A 16,814-nucleotide genomic window follows, 5' to 3' on the forward strand; every position below is an offset into this window, starting at 1 on the left:
TCACAGGTGTTCTTCGAGGTTGTTCAGCGGGAGGCCGACGCGTTCGTTGCGGTCGCCGACGGCGAGCAACTCCTGGCGGCCGGTCAGCCTGCGGTGCTCGTTGAGCAGGTCGATCATGTCGATCATCCGCTCGACCATCCGGCCGACGTTGGTCAGGCCTTCCTCGTCCTGCTGGGCGTCGCCCAAGTGCAGCGCGTGCACCTCGGAGGGGAAGCCGCTGCCGACGATGATCATCCTGTTGAGCAACGCGTTCACGGTCAGCTGGGCCCATACCTCGCCCGCGCTGTAGCGGCGAGCGACGGAGATGACGCCTGCGACCTTGTTGGACAGCGGGCGGTCGAAGCGCAGATAGCCGACGCCCGCGCGTTCGATGAACGTCTGCATCAGGCTCGCGGTGCCGAATCCGTGCACCGGGGCGGCGAAGATGATGCCGTCGGCTGCGATCATCTTGTCAACGACACCAGGCACGTCATCGGTCTGCTCGCACCGGATGACCCGGTCGTTGCAGTTGCCGCACGGCCCACAGCGGAGCATGTTGATGGTGCGCAGGTCGATGGCTTCGAGTACGGCACCACGCTTTTCCGCGATCGCCGCGGCATAACGCAACACGTCGGCGGTGTTGCCGTCTCTCTCGGATCCATTGATCGCGACGATTTTCGCGGGAACGGTCACGGCGGATGCCTCCTTGACGGACGTCGTTGACGTTCTTGAGGCAAGGTAAGTCTGGCCGGTTGGCGGCCGGTTATGCGGCGATTTCCGGCTGAATGCCGGTGCCGCGCAGCAGGTCGGCGAGCGTGCCGAGGACACGGGCCCGGCTTTCGTCGATGAAGAAGTGGCCACCGGGGAAACCGTGATGCGTGGTCGCGCCGCTGGTCAGGTCGTTCCATGCCCGGCAGCCCTCGGTGCCGACGCCACGATCGGCGTCGCCACGGAAAACCGTTATGGGGCAGGTCAATGGGATTCCATCACGATATCGATAGGTTTCCACCACGGCGAAATCCCCGCGCAGGGCGGGAAGGAAAAGCTCGAGCAGTTCGGGTTCTGCCAGCAATGCGTCCGGTGTTCCGCCGTATTCTCGAAGGGTTTCAACGAACCGGTCGTGCGGAAGCTTGTGCAACTGCTCGGAATGGTCGGCCACGTGCGGCGCCACATGGCCGGAGGCAACGAAAAGCGTCGGTTCTGGCCTGCCACGGGCCCGTAGGGCACGGATGAGCTCGTAGCCGATCAACGCGCCCATGCTGTGCCCGAACACCGTGTATGGCACGGTGGTCAGCCCAGCCACGGCCGGTGCGAGATCGTCGATCAACTCGCGCAGGTCCGTATACGGGGTCTCCAGCAGCCTGCTTTCCCGTCCTGGTAACCGGATCGTCCACACGTCCACCGACGGCGGGAGGGCGGCCGGCCACTCGTGGAACGCGCTGGAGCCGCCTCCGGCGTAGGGCAGGCACAGCAGCCGGGTGCGGCCGCCGCCCGGCGTGAGGTTGATCAGCCAATCGGTCATCGGTCACCTCGTTGGAGTGCGCGAAGGGCCACCCTCGGTGCGGAGGGTGGCCCATCTGGAGTTTCCGGCTCAGGCCGCTTGCGGCTGTGGTTGGTGTTTGGGCAGTAGTGCGTACGTGACGGCGGCCCCGATCACCAGCAGGATCCCGGTGATCACGAAGGCCAGCTTGTACCCGCCGACGGCCGCGTCGACCGCGGACGTGCCGGTGCTGACCAGGTCGCTTGTGTGGTTGATCGCGATCGCGACCAGGGTCGCGAGGCCGAGTGCCTGGCCGAGTTGGCCGAGTGTGGTCAGAATGCCCGAGCCGAGGCCGGCGTCCTGCATGGACACGTCGGACAGTGCGGCTGTCTGGATGGCGGGAAACGCCATTCCGCCGCCGACTGCGATGATCACCATGGCGGGCACCAGGTTGATCCAGAAGCTGCCGTCGACCGGGATGAACGCGAGCGGCAGCACACCGATACCGGCGATCAGCAGACCGGTGGCCAGTGCGCCACGGGCGCCGACCTTGGGCAGCAGCTTCATCGAGAACTGCAGTCCGGCCATGAACGCGACACAGAACGGAAGCCACGCCAGCCCGTTCTGTAGCGGCGTGTAGTGCAGCACGTCCTGCATGTACAGCACGAGCAGGAAGAACATCGCAGCGGTCGTGCTGTTCAGGAACGTCATCGAGATGCTGCCGGTGATGCGGGTCTTGTGCTTGAGGAAACCCAACGGCAGCAACGGGTTGGCCGACTTGGCCTGGATGCCGATGAAGATCCCGAGGACCGCGATCCCGCCGACGAGCGGAAGCAGCACGTCGACGCTGCCGAACGGTTTGCTGCCAAGCGACAGGATGCCCTGGATGATGGCGACCATGCTGACGGTGGCGAGGATGGCACTCACCCAGTCGGGCCGTTTCGCGCCGTCCATCTTGGACTCGTCGATCAGCTTGCGGGTGAACAGCAACGGGATGACGGCAAGCGGGATGGTCACGTAGAACACCCAGCGCCAGCTGGCGATGTCGGTGAGCACCCCGGAGAGCACGACACCGGCGGCCGAGCCGAGGCCAGCGAGACCGCCCCAGATCCCGAACGCCTTGTTGCGCTCGGCGTTGTCCGAGAACATCAACGCCACCAGCGACAAAGCCGCGGGCGCGGCGAGCGCCTCCGCGATACCCTGCGCGAACCGGCTGGCGATCAGAACTTCCTGGTTCGTGGACAACGCCGCGGTCAGCGACGAGACGGCGAACAGCGAAGCGCCGAGCATGAAGATGCGCCGACGCCCGAAGATGTCCGCGAGCCTGCCGCCGAGCAACAGCAGACCACCCGCGGCCAGCAGGTATCCGTTAACCACCCACGTCAGCCCGGTTGGGCTGAAGTGCAGGTCGTGCTGGATCGAAGGCAGTGCGACGTTGACGATGGTGGCGTCAAGGAAGACGATGAACTGGACCAACGCGAGCATCGTCAGCGCACGCCACCGCCGCGGATCCGGTTGCGGCGTGGTGTTCGAGGGGGCGGTCCCCCCCTTCGTGGGGTTCTGCTCCCGACTCTCGACTGAGGACATGGCTTCTGGCTCCCATCGGTGCGGGCGCGGCACGTGGACGAACAGTGCCGGATGATTCGTATGCGTAGCGAAGTTAGGAACACACGGTTACGTAGCGGTTCCGAATTCACTGTCCGTTGGCCCTGTTCACTACATTGGGTGACGGTCAAACCTCGTGAGTGGTTATTCGGGTTAGAACACTGATAACCACTCACGACAGGCTTTCGCAGCCATAACCATGGCGTGACTGGTTCTTCCTAGCCTCCTGGTCCGCAGAGTCCGTGCGGCCGAGAGGACGATCATGGTGAGCAGAGGCGACCAACTCCGGCGGACCCACCGGGCCCCGGTCGATCGAGGGCCTGCCGGGCTGGCCGCGCGGGCGATCGCCGAGCTGGCCGACGAGGACCCGTTGCTGTACAGCCTGCTTGCCGATGATCTTCGGGCCCAGTCCGGCACGCTCGCGATGGTCGCCTCAAGCAGCCTCGCACCTGCGTCCGTTCTCGCGGCCGCGGGTGCCGCCTTGTCCAACGTCACCGCCGAGGGTTATCCGGGTGCCCGGTTTCATGCTGGATGTGGCGTGCTCGACGAGATCGAGCGGCTGGCGATCGAGCGCGCCAAGATCGCGTTCGACGCCAAGTACGCGAATGTCCAAGCGCACTCGGGCAGTTCGGCGAACCTGGCCGTCTACTTCGGACTGCTCAAACCCGGGGACACCATTCTCGGGATGGACCTCGACTGCGGCGGGCACCTCACGCACGGCTCGCCCGCGTCCATCACAGGCAAGTACTTCACCTCAGTCAGCTACGGCCTTGATGGGACAGGCCGCATCGACTACCAGCAGGTGGCGGAGTTGGCTGAGGAGCACCGGCCGAAGGTGATCGTGTGCGGCGCGAGCGCGTACCCCCGCACACCCGACTTCAAGCGGTTCCGTGAGATCGCCGATTCCGTCGGCGCCTACCTGATCGCGGACATCTCGCACGTCGCCGGTCTGGTGGTGGCAGGGGAGCACCCCAGCCCCATCGACTTCGCGCACATCACCACAACGAGCACGTACAAGCAACTGTGCGGCCCGCGCGGCGGCCTGATCCTGATGGGCGCCGACGCCGACGCGCCAGGCCCTGGTGGCCGCGGCACCCTAAGGAAGCTGTTGCAGCGCTCAGTTTTCCCGGTCGGGCAGGGCACGCCGAACCCCGGTTCGATCGCCGCGAAAGCCCGTGCCCTGCAATACGTGACCACGCCCGAGTTCCGGTGGGTTGCCAAGATGATCGTGCTCGATGCCAAGATGATCGCCGCACAGCTGGCGGATCTCGGCTACCAGGTGCTGACTGGCGGCACGGACAACCACATGGTGCTGGTGAACGTGCTCGCCTCCGGGCTGACGGGTGTCGTCGCCGAACAAGCTCTTGAATCCTGCGGGATCCTGGTCAACAAGAACCGTATCCCCGGCGACGTGAAGTCCGCCTTGATCGGCAGCGGCATACGGCTGGGCATGAACAGTCTCGCGTTGCGTGGGCTCGCGCCCGCGGACATGGGTTACTGCGCCGAGCTGCTGGACACCGTGCTCAGTGCGGTGACGTTGGTGTCGGACACCGAGTACACGTTGCCTGAGTCGGTCCACAGGCACGTGAGCTCGGCTGTCGAGGACCTGTGCCGGGCGTACCCGGTTCCCGGCTATCCCATCCCTGGCTTACAAGAACACTCCCGAGCTTCCTAGGGGGACACGTGACTACGGCAGTCGATCCCACCTTCATCGGCCTCACCCTCGCGGAACTGGTCGAGGACCTGGACTCGCGCGGCTGGCTGCGGATGCCGGCGGGCCACCTGTCAGTCCGGATGCCTGGCCAGGCCGGAGCGTTGATCACCACTGGCCGCCGGGATGTGCTGCCGATCAGGGTCGCCGACGGCAAGCCGGTGTCGCCCAACGTGCCGGACGCCGCTCCGTGCGCGGCTTTGCACGCCGCGTTGTACCGGACGCAGCCGGACTGTCAGGCAGTCGTCATGGCCAGCCCGCCCCACGTCGGCGCCGTGTCCGCGAGAGCCACCTCGGCCGTTCGCTTCGACACCGGCGGCATCCCCGAGGCGCTCGGTGCCACCGCGACATCCACAGTGGACGTGCCGGTTTTCCCTGGCCCGCCGGACTTCGAGCTGATCGCCATCCAGTTGGAGGCTCGCCGCAGGCTGCCCGGCCCCGCCGTGCTGATGATCGGCGGGCAGAGCGCGGTGGCGTGGGGACCGACCCTGGAGAGCGCACGGCACCGGCTCGTCTGCCTTGAAGCCTTGTGCCACCTCAAGGCCTTGCTGGACTGGGCAGCGGTCCACCCATAACCCCTGGCTAACCCACCGGCCATAGCTTTCCTGTCCAGCGTCAAGTCACCGGATGGAGCCCGCCATGACAATTTCGCCTCCTATTGGGCCCGCGCAGCCGGACACCGGGCATGCGATCGCGGCTTGGCGGGATCACCTCGCCGGCGCGCCCGCGCTGCTGGACCTGCCCACCGACAGGCCGGTGCGTGACGAGCCATACCGGCCAGCCAGCGTCCCGGTGGTCGTGCCTGCCAGAACATCGGCCACGCTGCACGGGGCAGGCACTCAGCCGCAGGACGGCTGGCTTGTCGCCTTTGCCGCGCTGCTGCACAGGTTCTCCGGGCAGCGTGAGGTTGTCATTGGTTCCCTCGCGGCCGATGGCGCGACCGCGTACCGACTGCGGTTGACGCCACAGAGCACGTTCACCGGCATCCTGCACGCGCTGCGTGACTCGGGCATCCCGCCGATCGAGTTAGCAGAGTTCGCCGCGCTGCTGCACCCCGGCCGTTCGTTCGCGAGCACGTTCAGCGCGGGCGTAGTGTGCGGGACGGAACCGCGGCCGTGGGAAGGCGCCCGGTTGAGCCTGCTCGTGCCCGAGGATGGTGGTGAGATCCGGATCGGTTACGACGCAACACTTCTCGACGAGTCACGCGCGCACCGGATCGCCGCGCACCTGGCAACGCTGGCGATCGGCATCGCCGACAACCCGGACGCGGAGATCGGCGGGCTGACGTTCCTGCCAGCGGCCGAACGGCACCGCGTACTCGTCGGCTTCAACGAGTCCACTGTGGAATACAAGGACCAGCGTTCGTTCGAGCGGCGGATCGCCGACCTGGCCGCCGCGACACCAGACGCCCAAGCGCTGAGCTACCGTTCCGAGCGGCTGACATACGGCCAGCTCGACGAAGCGGCCAACCAGCTGGCCGCCCACCTGATCGCCCACGACGTCTGCCCAGGTGATTTCGTCGGCCTGTTCCTTGAGCGCTCCGCGCAGGCCGTGATCGCTACGCTGGCCGCATTGCGTTGCGGCGCGGTCGTTGTCCCCTTTGACCCGGCGGACAACGACGACTGGATCGCGTACATGATCCGTGACTCCGCGCCAGCCGCAGTGATTTCCGACGCCGGACTGGCTGGCCGGCTACGGTCGCTGCACAGGTCCACAGTCGACACAGCCGTGCTGGTCCTGCTCGACACCGACGCGGCCGCGATCGCCGCGTGCCCAGCTGACCATCCGGGCATCGAGGTGCCAGCCGATTCGACCAGTCACATCGTCTACACCTCTGGCTCCACCGGCACTCCGAAGGGTGCGTGCGCGACGCATCGCGCGCTCGTCAACCTGATCAACTGGATGCCTGCGGCATACGGCATCACCGCGGACTCGGCCGGAACTTGGGTCTCCGCACCGGGTTTCGCCATCGGCCGGATGGAGTGGATGCCGTTCCTCGCGGCTGGCGCGCAGCTGCACATCGCCGACGCGCTCACCGCGAGCTCACCGGCCCGCACCCGGGACTGGTTGCTGGGAAAGAAGGTCACGCACACGCTGCTGGTGACCTCGTTCGCCCGGCGGGTCTGCGCGCTGCACTGGCCCGCGAATGCCGCGCTGCGCTTGATGATCGTGCTCGGCGAGCCGGTCCGCAGCTGGCCGTCCGGCCCGCTGCCGTTCGAGATCACGGTCAGTTACGGCTCAACCGAGGTCGCGGTCGCGACGTCAAGTTACGACGAGGCGATCGGCCTGCGGGCGACGTCGGCGACCGCTGGTGAGGGACCGATCGCCGGTCGCCCGACCGCGGGCCGTCCCGTTGCCAACGCCCGGATCTACATTCTCGACGAGCGCCGCCAGCCGGTGCCGGTCGGTGCCGCGGGCGAGATTTACGTTGCGGGAGACGGGGTCTGTACCGGATACCTCAACCGTCCAGTGGATACCGAACAGCGGCTTGTGCCCAACCCGTTGCCGGAGGAGCCGGGCGACGTCCTGTTCCGCACCGGTGACCTCGGCCGCTGGCGGCCGGACGGGTTGCTCGAGGTGATTGGCAGGCACGACGCGCAGACCTGGGTCGGCGGCGTGCTTGTCGAGGTCAGCCAGGTCGAGACGGTGATCAACGAGCGCCGCGACGTCCGCGAGGCCGCCGTGATCGCGTACGGCGGCGAGGCCGGTGGGCAACTCGTCGGCTACGTCGTGCCAGCCGACCCGGAAAACTGGTCGCTTGAGGCGTTACAGGCCAGCCTGCGTCAGCGGCTGCCCGAGCACCAGGTGCCTGCGGTCCTGATTGGACTGCCCGCGCTTCCCAAGCTGGCCAACGGAAAGCTGGACCGCCAGGCGCTGCCGCAGCCGCCGCGCGAGCGTGGCGTGCCCGAGTCCGACGAGGCAAGCAGGTTCAAGCCGTTCCCGCTGACCGACACCCAGCAGGCGTACTGGGTCGGCCGCAGCGACGCGCTGGACCTTGGCGGCGTCGGCTGCCACGGCTACTGGGAGTGGGAGAGCGAAAGCCTTGACGTGCAACGGTTCGAGATCGCCTGGCAGAAGGTGCTCGACCGGCATGACGCGCTGCGTACCGTGATCCTGCCGGACGGAACCCAGCAGGTGCTTGCCGACCCGCCCGCCTACGTGATCCCCATTCACGACCTGAGCGAGCTGCCCGCAGCCGAGGCTGATGCCCGCGCCGCCGAGCTGCGCGAGGAGATGGCCCACCGGGTGCTGCCCGCCGACACGTTCCCGCTGTGGGACGTCCAGCTGACGAAGGTGCCCGGCGGCCGTGTGCGCGTGCATCTCGGGCTTGACCTGCTGATCATCGACGCGTGGAGCTACTTCCAGGTGCTCGTGCCCGATCTCGTCGCCTACTACGAGGACCCGGACACCGAGCTGCCACCGATCGGCCTGCGGTTCCGTGACTACGTCGTCACGGTCGAGGGCGAGCTGGAGTCCACAGCGGATTACCAGCGGGCCAAGGACTACTGGCTCAACCGGATCGACGACCTGCCGCCAGCGCCGCAACTTCCGCGTGGCACCGGCCGTATCCCCGAGCAGGTCCGGTTCACCCGGCGTGAGCACAGCGTTTCCGCGGCACGGTGGACCGATCTGAAGGACCGTGCGTCGGCGTCATCGGTCACGCCGTCCGGCATCGTGGTCGCGGTGTTCGCCGAGATCCTGCGGGCCTGGAGCTCGGAGGACCGGTTCACCATCAACCTGCCGCTGTTCAACCGGGTCGCCGCGCACCCGGACATCGACAAGGTGATTGGCGACTTCACCACAACCTCGCTGCTTTCGGTGGACAAAGTGGACGGTTCGTTCGCTGAACGCGCCGTCGCCGTGCAGCAGCAGCTGTGGGCCGACCTTGAACACCGCCAGTTCGGTGGTGTGCGGGTGATGCGTGAGATGGCGACACGTCAAGGCGTTGCGTCGCACGCCTCCTTCCCTGTCGTGGTCACGAGCCTGCTCGGCCAACCGCCGCGCGCCTTCTACACCGCGCTTGGCGAGGCGATCTACACAAGCACCCAGACGCCGCAGGTGACGCTGGACTTCCAGGTGTCCGAAGTGGAGGGTGAGCTGCGGTTCAGCTGGGACTCGGTCGACGAGGCGTTCCCGACCGGCCTGCTCGCCGACATGTTCGGCGCGTACGTCGACCTGCTTGACCGGCTGATCGACCAACCGGCCGCGTGGGAGCTCGAGCGGTTCCCGCTCGTGCCGGAGTACCAACTGGAATCCCGCCGCGCCGCCAACGACACGGCGATCGAGCGGCCAGCCACCCTGCTGCACACGGCGGTCGCCGAGCATGCGAGCCAGCGGCCGGGCGCGACCGCGATCGTGTCCGGTGACGTCCGGATCGACTATGCCGAGTTCTCCCGCCGCGTCAACCAGATCGGCAATGTACTGCGCAACAACGAAGTGCGGCCGAACCAGCTGGTCGCCATAGTCATGCGGAAAGGCTGGGAACAGGTCGTCGCCGCACACGGTGTGCTCGCCGCCGGTGGTGCCTACCTGCCGATCGACGCGAACGTGCCACCAGAGCGGCTGCGGTACCTGCTGGAGCACGGCGAGGTGCGCTACATCCTCACCCAGTCCGCGGTGCTGGGCACGCACACCTGGCCGGAATCCGTCTCTGTGCTGTGTGTCGACACGGACTTCGAGTTCGCCGAGGACAAGGCGCTCGACCTCGTGCAGCAGCCGACCGACCTGGCGTACGTGATCTACACGTCCGGCTCGACCGGCAAGCCAAAGGGTGTGATGGTCGACCACCAGGGCGTCGCCAACACGATCCTGGACATCAACTCCCGCTTCGGGATCGGCCCGGACGACAGCTGCCTTGGCGTTTCGGGCCTGCACTTCGACCTCTCGGTGTACGACGTGTTCGGGATGATCGCGGCCGGTGGCACGGTGGTGCTGCCGGAGCCGTCGGCCAATCCGGACCCGGAGCGCTGGGCCGAGCTGATCCGCGACGAGCAGATCACGTTCTACAACTCGGTGCCGACGTTGCTGGAGATCCTCACGACACACGCGGAAACCGGTGAGCCGCTCGACTCGCTGCGCACGGTCGTGCTCGCTGGTGACTGGATCCCGGTCACGCTGCCCAGCCGCCTGCGGGCGATCGCGCCGAACGTGCGGGTGGTCGCGTCCGGCGGGCCGACGGAGACCTGTGTCTGGTCGGTGATCAACGTCCTCGGTCACGTCGACGAGTCGCTGCCGAGCATCCCATACGGCAAGCCGATGTCCAACCAGCGCTACCACATCCTCGACAGCGCGTTGCAGCACCGCCCGGTGTGGGTGCCCGGCGAGATCCACATCGCCAGCGAGGTCGGGCTTGCCAAGGGCTACTGGCGCGACGACGAACGGACTGCGGCGCAGTTCTTCGGATTGCCTGGCGAGGAACCGCGCGTGTACGCGTCCGGCGACCTCGGCCGGTACCTGCCGGACGGGTCGATCGAGATCCTCGGCCGGACCGACTTCCAGGTCAAGATCCAAGGCCACCGGATCGAACTGGGCGAGATCGAGGCCGTACTGGCCGACCACCCCGACGTCGACCGCGCGGTCGTGGTCGCGGTGGGCGAGCGGCACACCCAGCGTCTCGTCGGCTACGTCACGGGCCAGGCATCGTCTGAGCAACTGCGGGCCTACCTCGCTGGCACGCTGCCGCAGTACATGGTGCCGTCGACGATTCAGCTCCTTGAGCAGCTTCCCTTGACTGGCAACGGAAAGGTCGACCGGCTCGCGCTGTCTGCCGAGACCCTGGGATCGCAGGCGGACACCGCGGGCGGGCCACCGGAAGGACCGGTCGAGGAGGCCGTCGCGGCGATCTGGAGCGAGCTGCTCAACGTCGCGTCGGTCGGCCGCGGCGACCACTTCTTCAAGGTCGGCGGCAACTCGATCACGGCGACCAAGGTCGTGGCGCGGCTGCGTGAGTTGTTCGGGGTCGAGCTGCCACTGCGGGTGGTGTTCACCCAGCCGACCGTCGCGCAGATCGCCGAGGCGCTGCTGGCCGACCCGGCAAGCGCCGACCAGGTGCTGGCCATCTGCGCCCTGCTCGAGGACCTGACCGACGAACAACTGGCGCGATTGACGAGCTGATGATGTCCTCCATCAGCGGACTCGATCATGTGATGCTGGTGGTCGCCGACATCGAGTCGGCGGCCGCCAGCATCACGGCCGCGCTAGGCCTGCCGTTCAGCCAACCCGGCCGCCACCCAGGCTGGGGCACGGCGAATGCCGTCCTCCGGTTCGGAGCGGACTACCTTGAGCTGATCACGGTCACCGACCGCGCCGAAGCCGCGACCAAACCCGCCGGGCAGCGGATGATCGAGATCCTGGACGCTGGCGGCGGCTGGCTGGCTTTCGTGCTCACCACGACCGACCTCAATGGAACGTGGGAACGAGTGCGTGCCGCGGGTTTGTCGTGCGCGGAACCCGTTTCCGGCAAACAGATCCGGTCTGACGGTTACGTCCGGCGTTGGCGTATCGCCGGGCACGGCGAGGAATTCCGGACCGGTTCGACGCCGTCGCTGATCGAGTACGGCGACCCGTTGCCACCAGGCGAGGACAACCGGCCAAGACCGAGCGGGCCGGTCGTCGACGTACTCGGCGTCTCCCGTGTCGAGGTCGTGGTTGACGACCTGGACGACGCGTACAAGCGTTACACGACATTGTTCGGCAATGACACCTTGCGTGCGGGGAACTGCCAGATCCGCTTGCTGCGCAGGCAATCCGAGCCCCGGGAAGGACTGTGGACGGTCGCGCTGGCCGTACCGGACATCCGGGCGGCCGGGGCAGTGCTGACCCAGCGGGGCGTCCAGTTCACCGATGCTGGGCAGGGTGAACTGCGCCTGAGCCTGGCACATGCCCGATTTGTGCTCACTCAAGCACCTGGAGGATTCTCATGACACGCGAGGACGGGACGCGATTACACCGGCGGGCCATCGGCACAACGGTCGCGGGCAACTTCGTCGAGTACTTCGACTGGCTGACGTTCGGTCTGTACATTCCGCTGTTCGCCAGCCAGTTCTTCCCGGCCGACAACCCGGTCACCTCACTGCTCAGCGCGTTCGGCGTCTTCGCCGCCGGCATGCTGTTCCGGCCACTCGGCGGGATCCTGCTCGGCAGGCTGGCCGACCGGCGTGGCCGCAAACCCGCGTTGGTCCTTTCGATCATCCTGATGGGCGGCGGGTCGACGCTGATCGGCATCGCCCCTGCCTACAGCGAGATCGGTATCATCGCACCGTTCCTTTTGCTGCTCGGCCGTGCCGCGCAGGGACTTTCGGCAGGCGGTGAATGGCCAGCCGCGGTGACCTACCTGATGGAGATGGCACCGGCGAACCGCAAGTGCTTCTACGGCAGCCTTTTCGCGATGAGCGCGGCGCTTGGCGCGTTCGCGGCCGCTCTCGTCGGGGGCGCGTTGAGCTCGATACTGGGCAACGCCGCGATGGCCGCGTGGGGATGGCGGGTGCCGTTCCTGCTTGGCGGTGTCTTCGGCATCATCCTTCTGTTCCTGCGCAGCCGGATCGCCGAGAGCACCGAGTTTGACGGCAAGGTCCGTGGTGAACGCACGCGCGGGTCGTTCCGCAAGATTTTCGCACTGCACCGCCGTTCCGTGCTGCTCGTGACCGTCTTCGTCGCAGGCACCACCGTGGTGAACAGCACCTGGACCGCGGTCGTTCCCTCGATGGCGCAGGCGATCTCGTCGCCGAAGACGATGTTCTGGGTCGTCGTGCTTGTCACCGGGATCGTTGCCCTGATTCAGCTTCCGCTTGGTATTGTGGCGGATCGTATTGGCGTGCAACCGTTCCTGAAGGTGTTCGGGCTCGGCTTCGCTGTCGTCGGGCCGATCGCCTACCTTGGTATCGGGCCCAGTTTCCTGAACCTCGCGTTGACCTACGGCTGCGGCATCCTGTTCGTCGCCTGCCTCACCGCGGTGATGCCGAAAGTGCTCGCCGCCATGTACCCCGCCGATGTCCGGGCGACCGGTATCGGCTTACCGCACAGCGTCACCACGGCCGTCTTCGGCGGGGTGACGCCCTTGCTCGCGACTTATCTGGCCAGCCGTGGCGCGTCGGGCTGGTTCATCACCGGCGTGGTGATCGGTGTGCTGCTCGCGTGGGCCGCCGCCGCTTCCGCCGCCCGCCGGTTCGTCCGTCCGGTCGTCACTGACCCGGTGGTCGCGCCAAAACCCCTCGAAGTGGTCGAGGCGTGACCTGACTCTGGAGGCTGATCATGGCCGCACCGGCCCCGCTCACCTGGCGTGAGACCGACTGGGTCGACCCGACCCCCGGCAGCGCCAGTCACGTTATCACCGTGGTAGGCCGGGCGATCCGCACCGAAGTGCTCGGCGCCGTCCTGCACCGCGCGTCCGTGGCGTCCACTGTGGTCAGTGGCACCCGTACCATGGCGAGCTATCCCTGTACCGCGGTCGAGCTCAGCGTCCAGCTGGCTCGGCCGTTCGACACCGTGGAACCGTCGTTACGGGCCGAGCTGCGCGAGATCTCGGGCAACTGCGGCGTGGACATCACCCTGCAGCGCACCGACCGGCAGTACGGCCTCGTCGTGTTCGACATGGACTCGACACTGGTCAAGGACGAGACGATCGTGCGGATCGCCGAGCGCGCGGGCCGGTCCCGTGAGGTCAACCTGATCACCAGCCAGGCGATGCGCGGCGAGCTGGACTTCGCCGCGTCCCTGCGACTGAGGGCGGGCGCGCTTGCCGGTCTGCCCGCGGCCGTCCTCGACGAGGTGGCTCAGCAGTCGGAACTGATGCCTGGCGCCTTGGTGACCGTGCGCAGCCTGCAGTCCATGGGCATCCGGGTCGGGGTGATCTCCGGCGGGTTCGAACCGATCGTCGCCCGCATCGCCCGTCAGCTTCGTCTTGATTTCCATGCGGCGAACCATCTCGAGGTCGCCAGTGGGACCCTTACCGGGCGGCTCACCGGTGACATTGTGGACGCTGACGCCAAAGCCGTGGCACTGCGCCGGTTCGCGGCCAGGGAACGGATCGCGCTGTCGCGGTGCGTCGCGGTCGGGGACGGCGCCAACGACATCCCAATGCTGAAGGCGGCAGGCCTCGGCGTCGCGTTCCACGCCAAGCCTGCCGTCGTGGCCGCGGCCGACGTGTCCATCTCGTTCCAGCGGCTGGATCTCGTGCTGCCGCTGCTGGGTATCCCTGTTCCCTGCGCTGTCGTGGACACCTATCGCGTCAGCTGATCCCCTCAAGCGGAAACCCCTCGTGAGCGGGCTCTCACGAGGGGTTTCCTTGTGCGAGTGGGCAGGGCACTTGCATCCGCAGCAGCCCCGTGCCGCACCAAGACCGAAACCTGCGGGTCACCGACCTGAACGCCGATCCAGCCACGCCGGACCAGCGAACCTGAAACTCCTGGCATCGGCATCTAACGCGTCAAAGGGGACCCTCGCGCGTTCAACGCCGTGAAGGTGGCCTTCACGGCATCTAACGCACGAGGGGAGGCCCTGGCGCGTTCAACGCCATTGACCAAGTCCGTGCGCTGGCCGTTTTCGAACATCCCAACGTCTACTATGGACAGAAATTCGCCTCGTCAATCACACGTGCAACACCAACCCCACCTATTACGGAACCTGATGCCGTGAAGGCCACCTTGGCGGCGTTCAACGCAGCAAACTCGGCCCTCATACCCCTAAACGCGACGCACATGCCCGGCGCCCCAGCCACAGCACTCAGTCCCAGCAGCATCTCATCCATGCTAACGAAATCTTCGCAGGTCAACGGCTCCCGCATGCCCCAGGCATCGACCAAACCCCGAACCCAAAGTTCCTGGCATTGGTGTTGAACGCGTCAAGGGAGGCCTTCGCGTGTCTAACGCCGCGAAGGTGGCCTTCGCGGCATCCGAACCTGTCACGGGTGGGGCAGATAGGGCAGGTGGGATTGAAGAGGCGACTGGGCGTCCATAGTGGACGACCCAGACTGAATCGGCCAGGTACCAATGCTGCCCCACTTCGGCAGAGCCCTGGAGGTTATGGGACGTCGATCTCGAAGAAACCCATGGAGCCGACAGTGTGCGTGCGGTAGCTGTCGAAACGCTTGGCCAACTCGGCTTCCAGCAAGTCCATCGAGTCCTCGGTGTTACGGAACGAACCCGCCTTGTTGTACGACGTGAACAGCCACTCACCGAACTTCGACCGTTTGACGCCCTTGCCGAGCACTGTGCTGCCGAAGATCCGGCCGCCCGGTTCGACGTACGGCAGGACGTGGTCGAACACCGCGGCCTTCTGCTCCATCGTGCCCGGCAGGCAGTGGATCACGTTGAGCAGTGCGGCCGTCGTGAACGAGCGGTTACCCAACTCCAACGGCTGTAACGCGTCTCGTACAAGGGATTCCGGTCGGAAGCGGGCGATCCGTTTGGCCACTGTGTCCAGTACGGTCTCGTTCAGGTCGGCGATCACGATCTTCGGATGGGTGACCGGATACGTCACCTTGTCGAGGAAATAACCGGTGCCGGGCCCGATGTCCAGGTGCCTGGCACCGATGTTGCTCTGGTAGAACTTCAACATCGTGCCCCGTGAGCACTTCCATGCGATCGGGCACACCATGCCGAGCGCGATCGGGTCGTAGATGGCCAGCACGGGGCGGGTGTACATGTCCGCGTCGCCGCGCAGGGTTTCGGTCATGGTGGTCTCCTAAGACGCGAGGGGGTGCGAGGGCCGAGTTGGGTGCGTTGAACGCCGCGAAGGTGACCTTCACGGCATTGAGTGGTCTCCTAGGAAGCGAGGGGAAGCAGTTCTTCTGTGTAGAAGTCCTCCGGCGCGATGATTCCGGCCGCCGCGGCGAAGTACCGTTCGGTCAGTTCGGGCGACTCCTGGATGACTCGCAGCATCCGCAGCCGTTCCTCGGTCACTTCCAGCCGGGCGACCGACAGGGTCGACTTGTAGTTCGACAACAGGATCGAGTCACGGGTTGTCAGGTACCGCTTGAGCGCGTCGTCTGTGGACGGTCCGCCCTCCTTCGGCCCGACGCACTCGGCGAGCAGTTCCGCCTGCAGGAAGGCATCGGTGATGCCACGCGCGGTCAGCGAGTCCTTGTGGTGACCGGAATCGCCGACGAGCGCCCAGCCAGGGCCTGCCGCGGTGCGCAGGAAGTTCAACTGGTCGCCGGTGCCGTACATCCGCTCGACCTGTTCGCCCGCCTGCAGGCGCTCGAACAGCGTCGGCGTTGTCTGCCGGATGTTGTCAAGGTAGTGTTCCTGGGCCGCGCCCTTGATCCGGTCGAATTCCCGCTGCAGGAAGTACGCGGCCACAAGGATCCGGTCGTCGTTGGTCGGGATCACGCCGACCCAGTGCCCAGGACGCTGGTACTGCTCGAAACCCGCTGGCACGCCACTCCAGTAGGAGTAATACGCGCACGTGAGTTTCTGGTGCACCGCATACTCCTGCGCGCCAACGAGCTTGGCGATGGACGAACGCATTCCGTCCGCGCCGATCACCAGCGGCGTGTTCTCGCTGCGCACCACACCGTCGGAATCGCGGTAGCGCAACCCAGTCACGCGCTCACCCTCGGTGAGCAGGCCGAGCGCGGTCGCTCCAAATCGGACGTCCGCACCGGACTCGGCCGCCGCGTCGGCAAGGATCGGGTCGAGCACGAACCGGCGTGGCCCATAGGCCGCACGGTTGCCGTCGGCCTCGGGCGCTGGCCCGGTCAGGTGGATGTCGGCCACCTGGTAGGTCGGCCGGTCCAGTGGCTGGCACCCGCTTTTCTTGATGGCGTCGAGCACATCCCATTTCGCCAGCCGGGCCACGCCGGGCTGATGGATGTACAAAGTGGACAGCTTGTCGGTGCCAGGGCGGCCACGATCGAGTACGAGTACCCGATGACCGGCCCTGGCCAACAGCAGTGCCGTGCTCGCGCCTGCACATCGGGCACCGACCACGATCGCGTCATACATCTGGCCCCCTCGAAGGGTTTACGCGGCAACAGACATCAACGCGATTGTGCGGTGGGAAGTTAGCCTGTGGTTACGGGACAAATGGGCGTAACCACGG

The 16,814-nt window shown here is 66.6% G+C and carries 11 protein-coding genes; 6 read left to right on the forward strand and 5 right to left on the reverse strand.

The features are described from left to right. The 3 genes from LWC34_RS05595 to LWC34_RS05605 all read right to left on the reverse strand — a co-directional run bounded on the left by LWC34_RS05595 (position 1) and on the right by LWC34_RS05605 (position 3,046). Entirely contained in the window at positions 1–672 is a 672-nt protein-coding gene (locus LWC34_RS05595) for a flavodoxin family protein (RefSeq protein WP_233723330.1), read from the reverse strand. A 70-nt stretch (positions 673–742) separates the two neighbouring features. Then, the gene (locus tag LWC34_RS05600; RefSeq protein ID WP_233723331.1) at positions 743–1,501 is read right to left on the reverse strand and encodes a thioesterase II family protein; all 759 of its coding nucleotides are present in this window, start codon (positions 1,499–1,501) and stop codon (positions 743–745) included. Between the two features lie 69 nt (positions 1,502–1,570). Beyond that, positions 1,571–3,046, reverse strand: a complete 1,476-nt coding sequence (locus tag LWC34_RS05605) for an MFS transporter (protein WP_233723332.1) — start codon at positions 3,044–3,046, stop codon at positions 1,571–1,573. 283 nt (positions 3,047–3,329) lie between these two features. Between LWC34_RS05605 and glyA the strand changes: the two genes are divergently transcribed. The 6 genes from glyA to serB all read left to right on the forward strand — a co-directional run bounded on the left by glyA (position 3,330) and on the right by serB (position 14,009). Beyond that, positions 3,330–4,739, forward strand: coding sequence for a serine hydroxymethyltransferase (gene glyA, locus LWC34_RS05610; protein ID WP_233723333.1), 1,410 nt, complete (start codon positions 3,330–3,332; stop codon positions 4,737–4,739). Positions 4,740–4,747: 8 nt separating this feature from the next. After that, positions 4,748–5,350, forward strand: a complete 603-nt coding sequence (locus LWC34_RS05615) for a class II aldolase/adducin family protein (protein ID WP_233723334.1) — start codon at positions 4,748–4,750, stop codon at positions 5,348–5,350. 64 nt (positions 5,351–5,414) lie between these two features. Further along, a complete protein-coding gene (locus LWC34_RS05620; protein WP_233723335.1) occupies positions 5,415–10,889 on the forward strand; it encodes a non-ribosomal peptide synthetase in 5,475 nt (1,824 codons plus the stop codon). Between the two features lie 2 nt (positions 10,890–10,891). Next, positions 10,892–11,698 (forward strand): VOC family protein, encoded by an 807-nt coding sequence (locus LWC34_RS05625; RefSeq protein WP_233723336.1) that lies wholly within the window; start codon positions 10,892–10,894, stop codon positions 11,696–11,698. After that, a complete protein-coding gene (locus LWC34_RS05630; RefSeq protein ID WP_233723337.1) occupies positions 11,695–13,005 on the forward strand; it encodes an MFS transporter in 1,311 nt (436 codons plus the stop codon). Before LWC34_RS05625 ends, LWC34_RS05630 begins: the two co-directional genes overlap by 4 nt. Positions 13,006–13,025: 20 nt before the next feature. Beyond that, the gene (serB, locus tag LWC34_RS05635) at positions 13,026–14,009 is read left to right on the forward strand and encodes a phosphoserine phosphatase SerB (RefSeq protein WP_233723338.1); all 984 of its coding nucleotides are present in this window, start codon (positions 13,026–13,028) and stop codon (positions 14,007–14,009) included. A gap of 783 nt (positions 14,010–14,792) precedes the next feature. Here the strand turns inward: serB and LWC34_RS05640 are convergent. Together LWC34_RS05640 and LWC34_RS05645 are read right to left on the reverse strand one after the other, a co-directional pair. Then, complete coding sequence (locus tag LWC34_RS05640) at positions 14,793–15,446, reverse strand: class I SAM-dependent methyltransferase (RefSeq protein ID WP_233723339.1); 654 nt, start codon at positions 15,444–15,446, stop codon at positions 14,793–14,795. Between the two features lie 89 nt (positions 15,447–15,535). Continuing rightward, positions 15,536–16,717, reverse strand: a complete 1,182-nt coding sequence (locus LWC34_RS05645) for an NAD(P)/FAD-dependent oxidoreductase (protein WP_233723340.1) — start codon at positions 16,715–16,717, stop codon at positions 15,536–15,538. Between the last annotated feature and the right edge of the window lie 97 nt (positions 16,718–16,814).

It is taken from the genome of Kibdelosporangium philippinense (genome assembly GCF_021390435.2).
GTDB lineage: Bacteria > Actinomycetota > Actinomycetes > Mycobacteriales > Pseudonocardiaceae > Kibdelosporangium > Kibdelosporangium philippinense.

Excerpts from the sequence above, each read along its gene's own strand:
- LWC34_RS05600 (WP_233723331.1), bottom strand. The coding sequence starts at position 1,501 with ATGACCGATTGGCTGATCAACCTCACGCCGGGCGGCGGCCGCACCCGG.
- LWC34_RS05605 (WP_233723332.1), bottom strand. The coding sequence starts at position 3,046 with ATGTCCTCAGTCGAGAGTCGGGAGCAGAACCCCACGAAGGGGGGGACC.
- LWC34_RS05620 (WP_233723335.1), top strand. The coding sequence starts at position 5,415 with ATGACAATTTCGCCTCCTATTGGGCCCGCGCAGCCGGACACCGGGCAT.
- LWC34_RS05625 (WP_233723336.1), top strand. The coding sequence starts at position 10,892 with ATGTCCTCCATCAGCGGACTCGATCATGTGATGCTGGTGGTCGCCGAC.
- LWC34_RS05630 (WP_233723337.1), top strand. The coding sequence starts at position 11,695 with ATGACACGCGAGGACGGGACGCGATTACACCGGCGGGCCATCGGCACA.
- serB (WP_233723338.1), top strand. The coding sequence starts at position 13,026 with ATGGCCGCACCGGCCCCGCTCACCTGGCGTGAGACCGACTGGGTCGAC.
- LWC34_RS05640 (WP_233723339.1), bottom strand. The coding sequence starts at position 15,446 with ATGACCGAAACCCTGCGCGGCGACGCGGACATGTACACCCGCCCCGTG.
- LWC34_RS05645 (WP_233723340.1), bottom strand. The coding sequence starts at position 16,717 with ATGTATGACGCGATCGTGGTCGGTGCCCGATGTGCAGGCGCGAGCACG.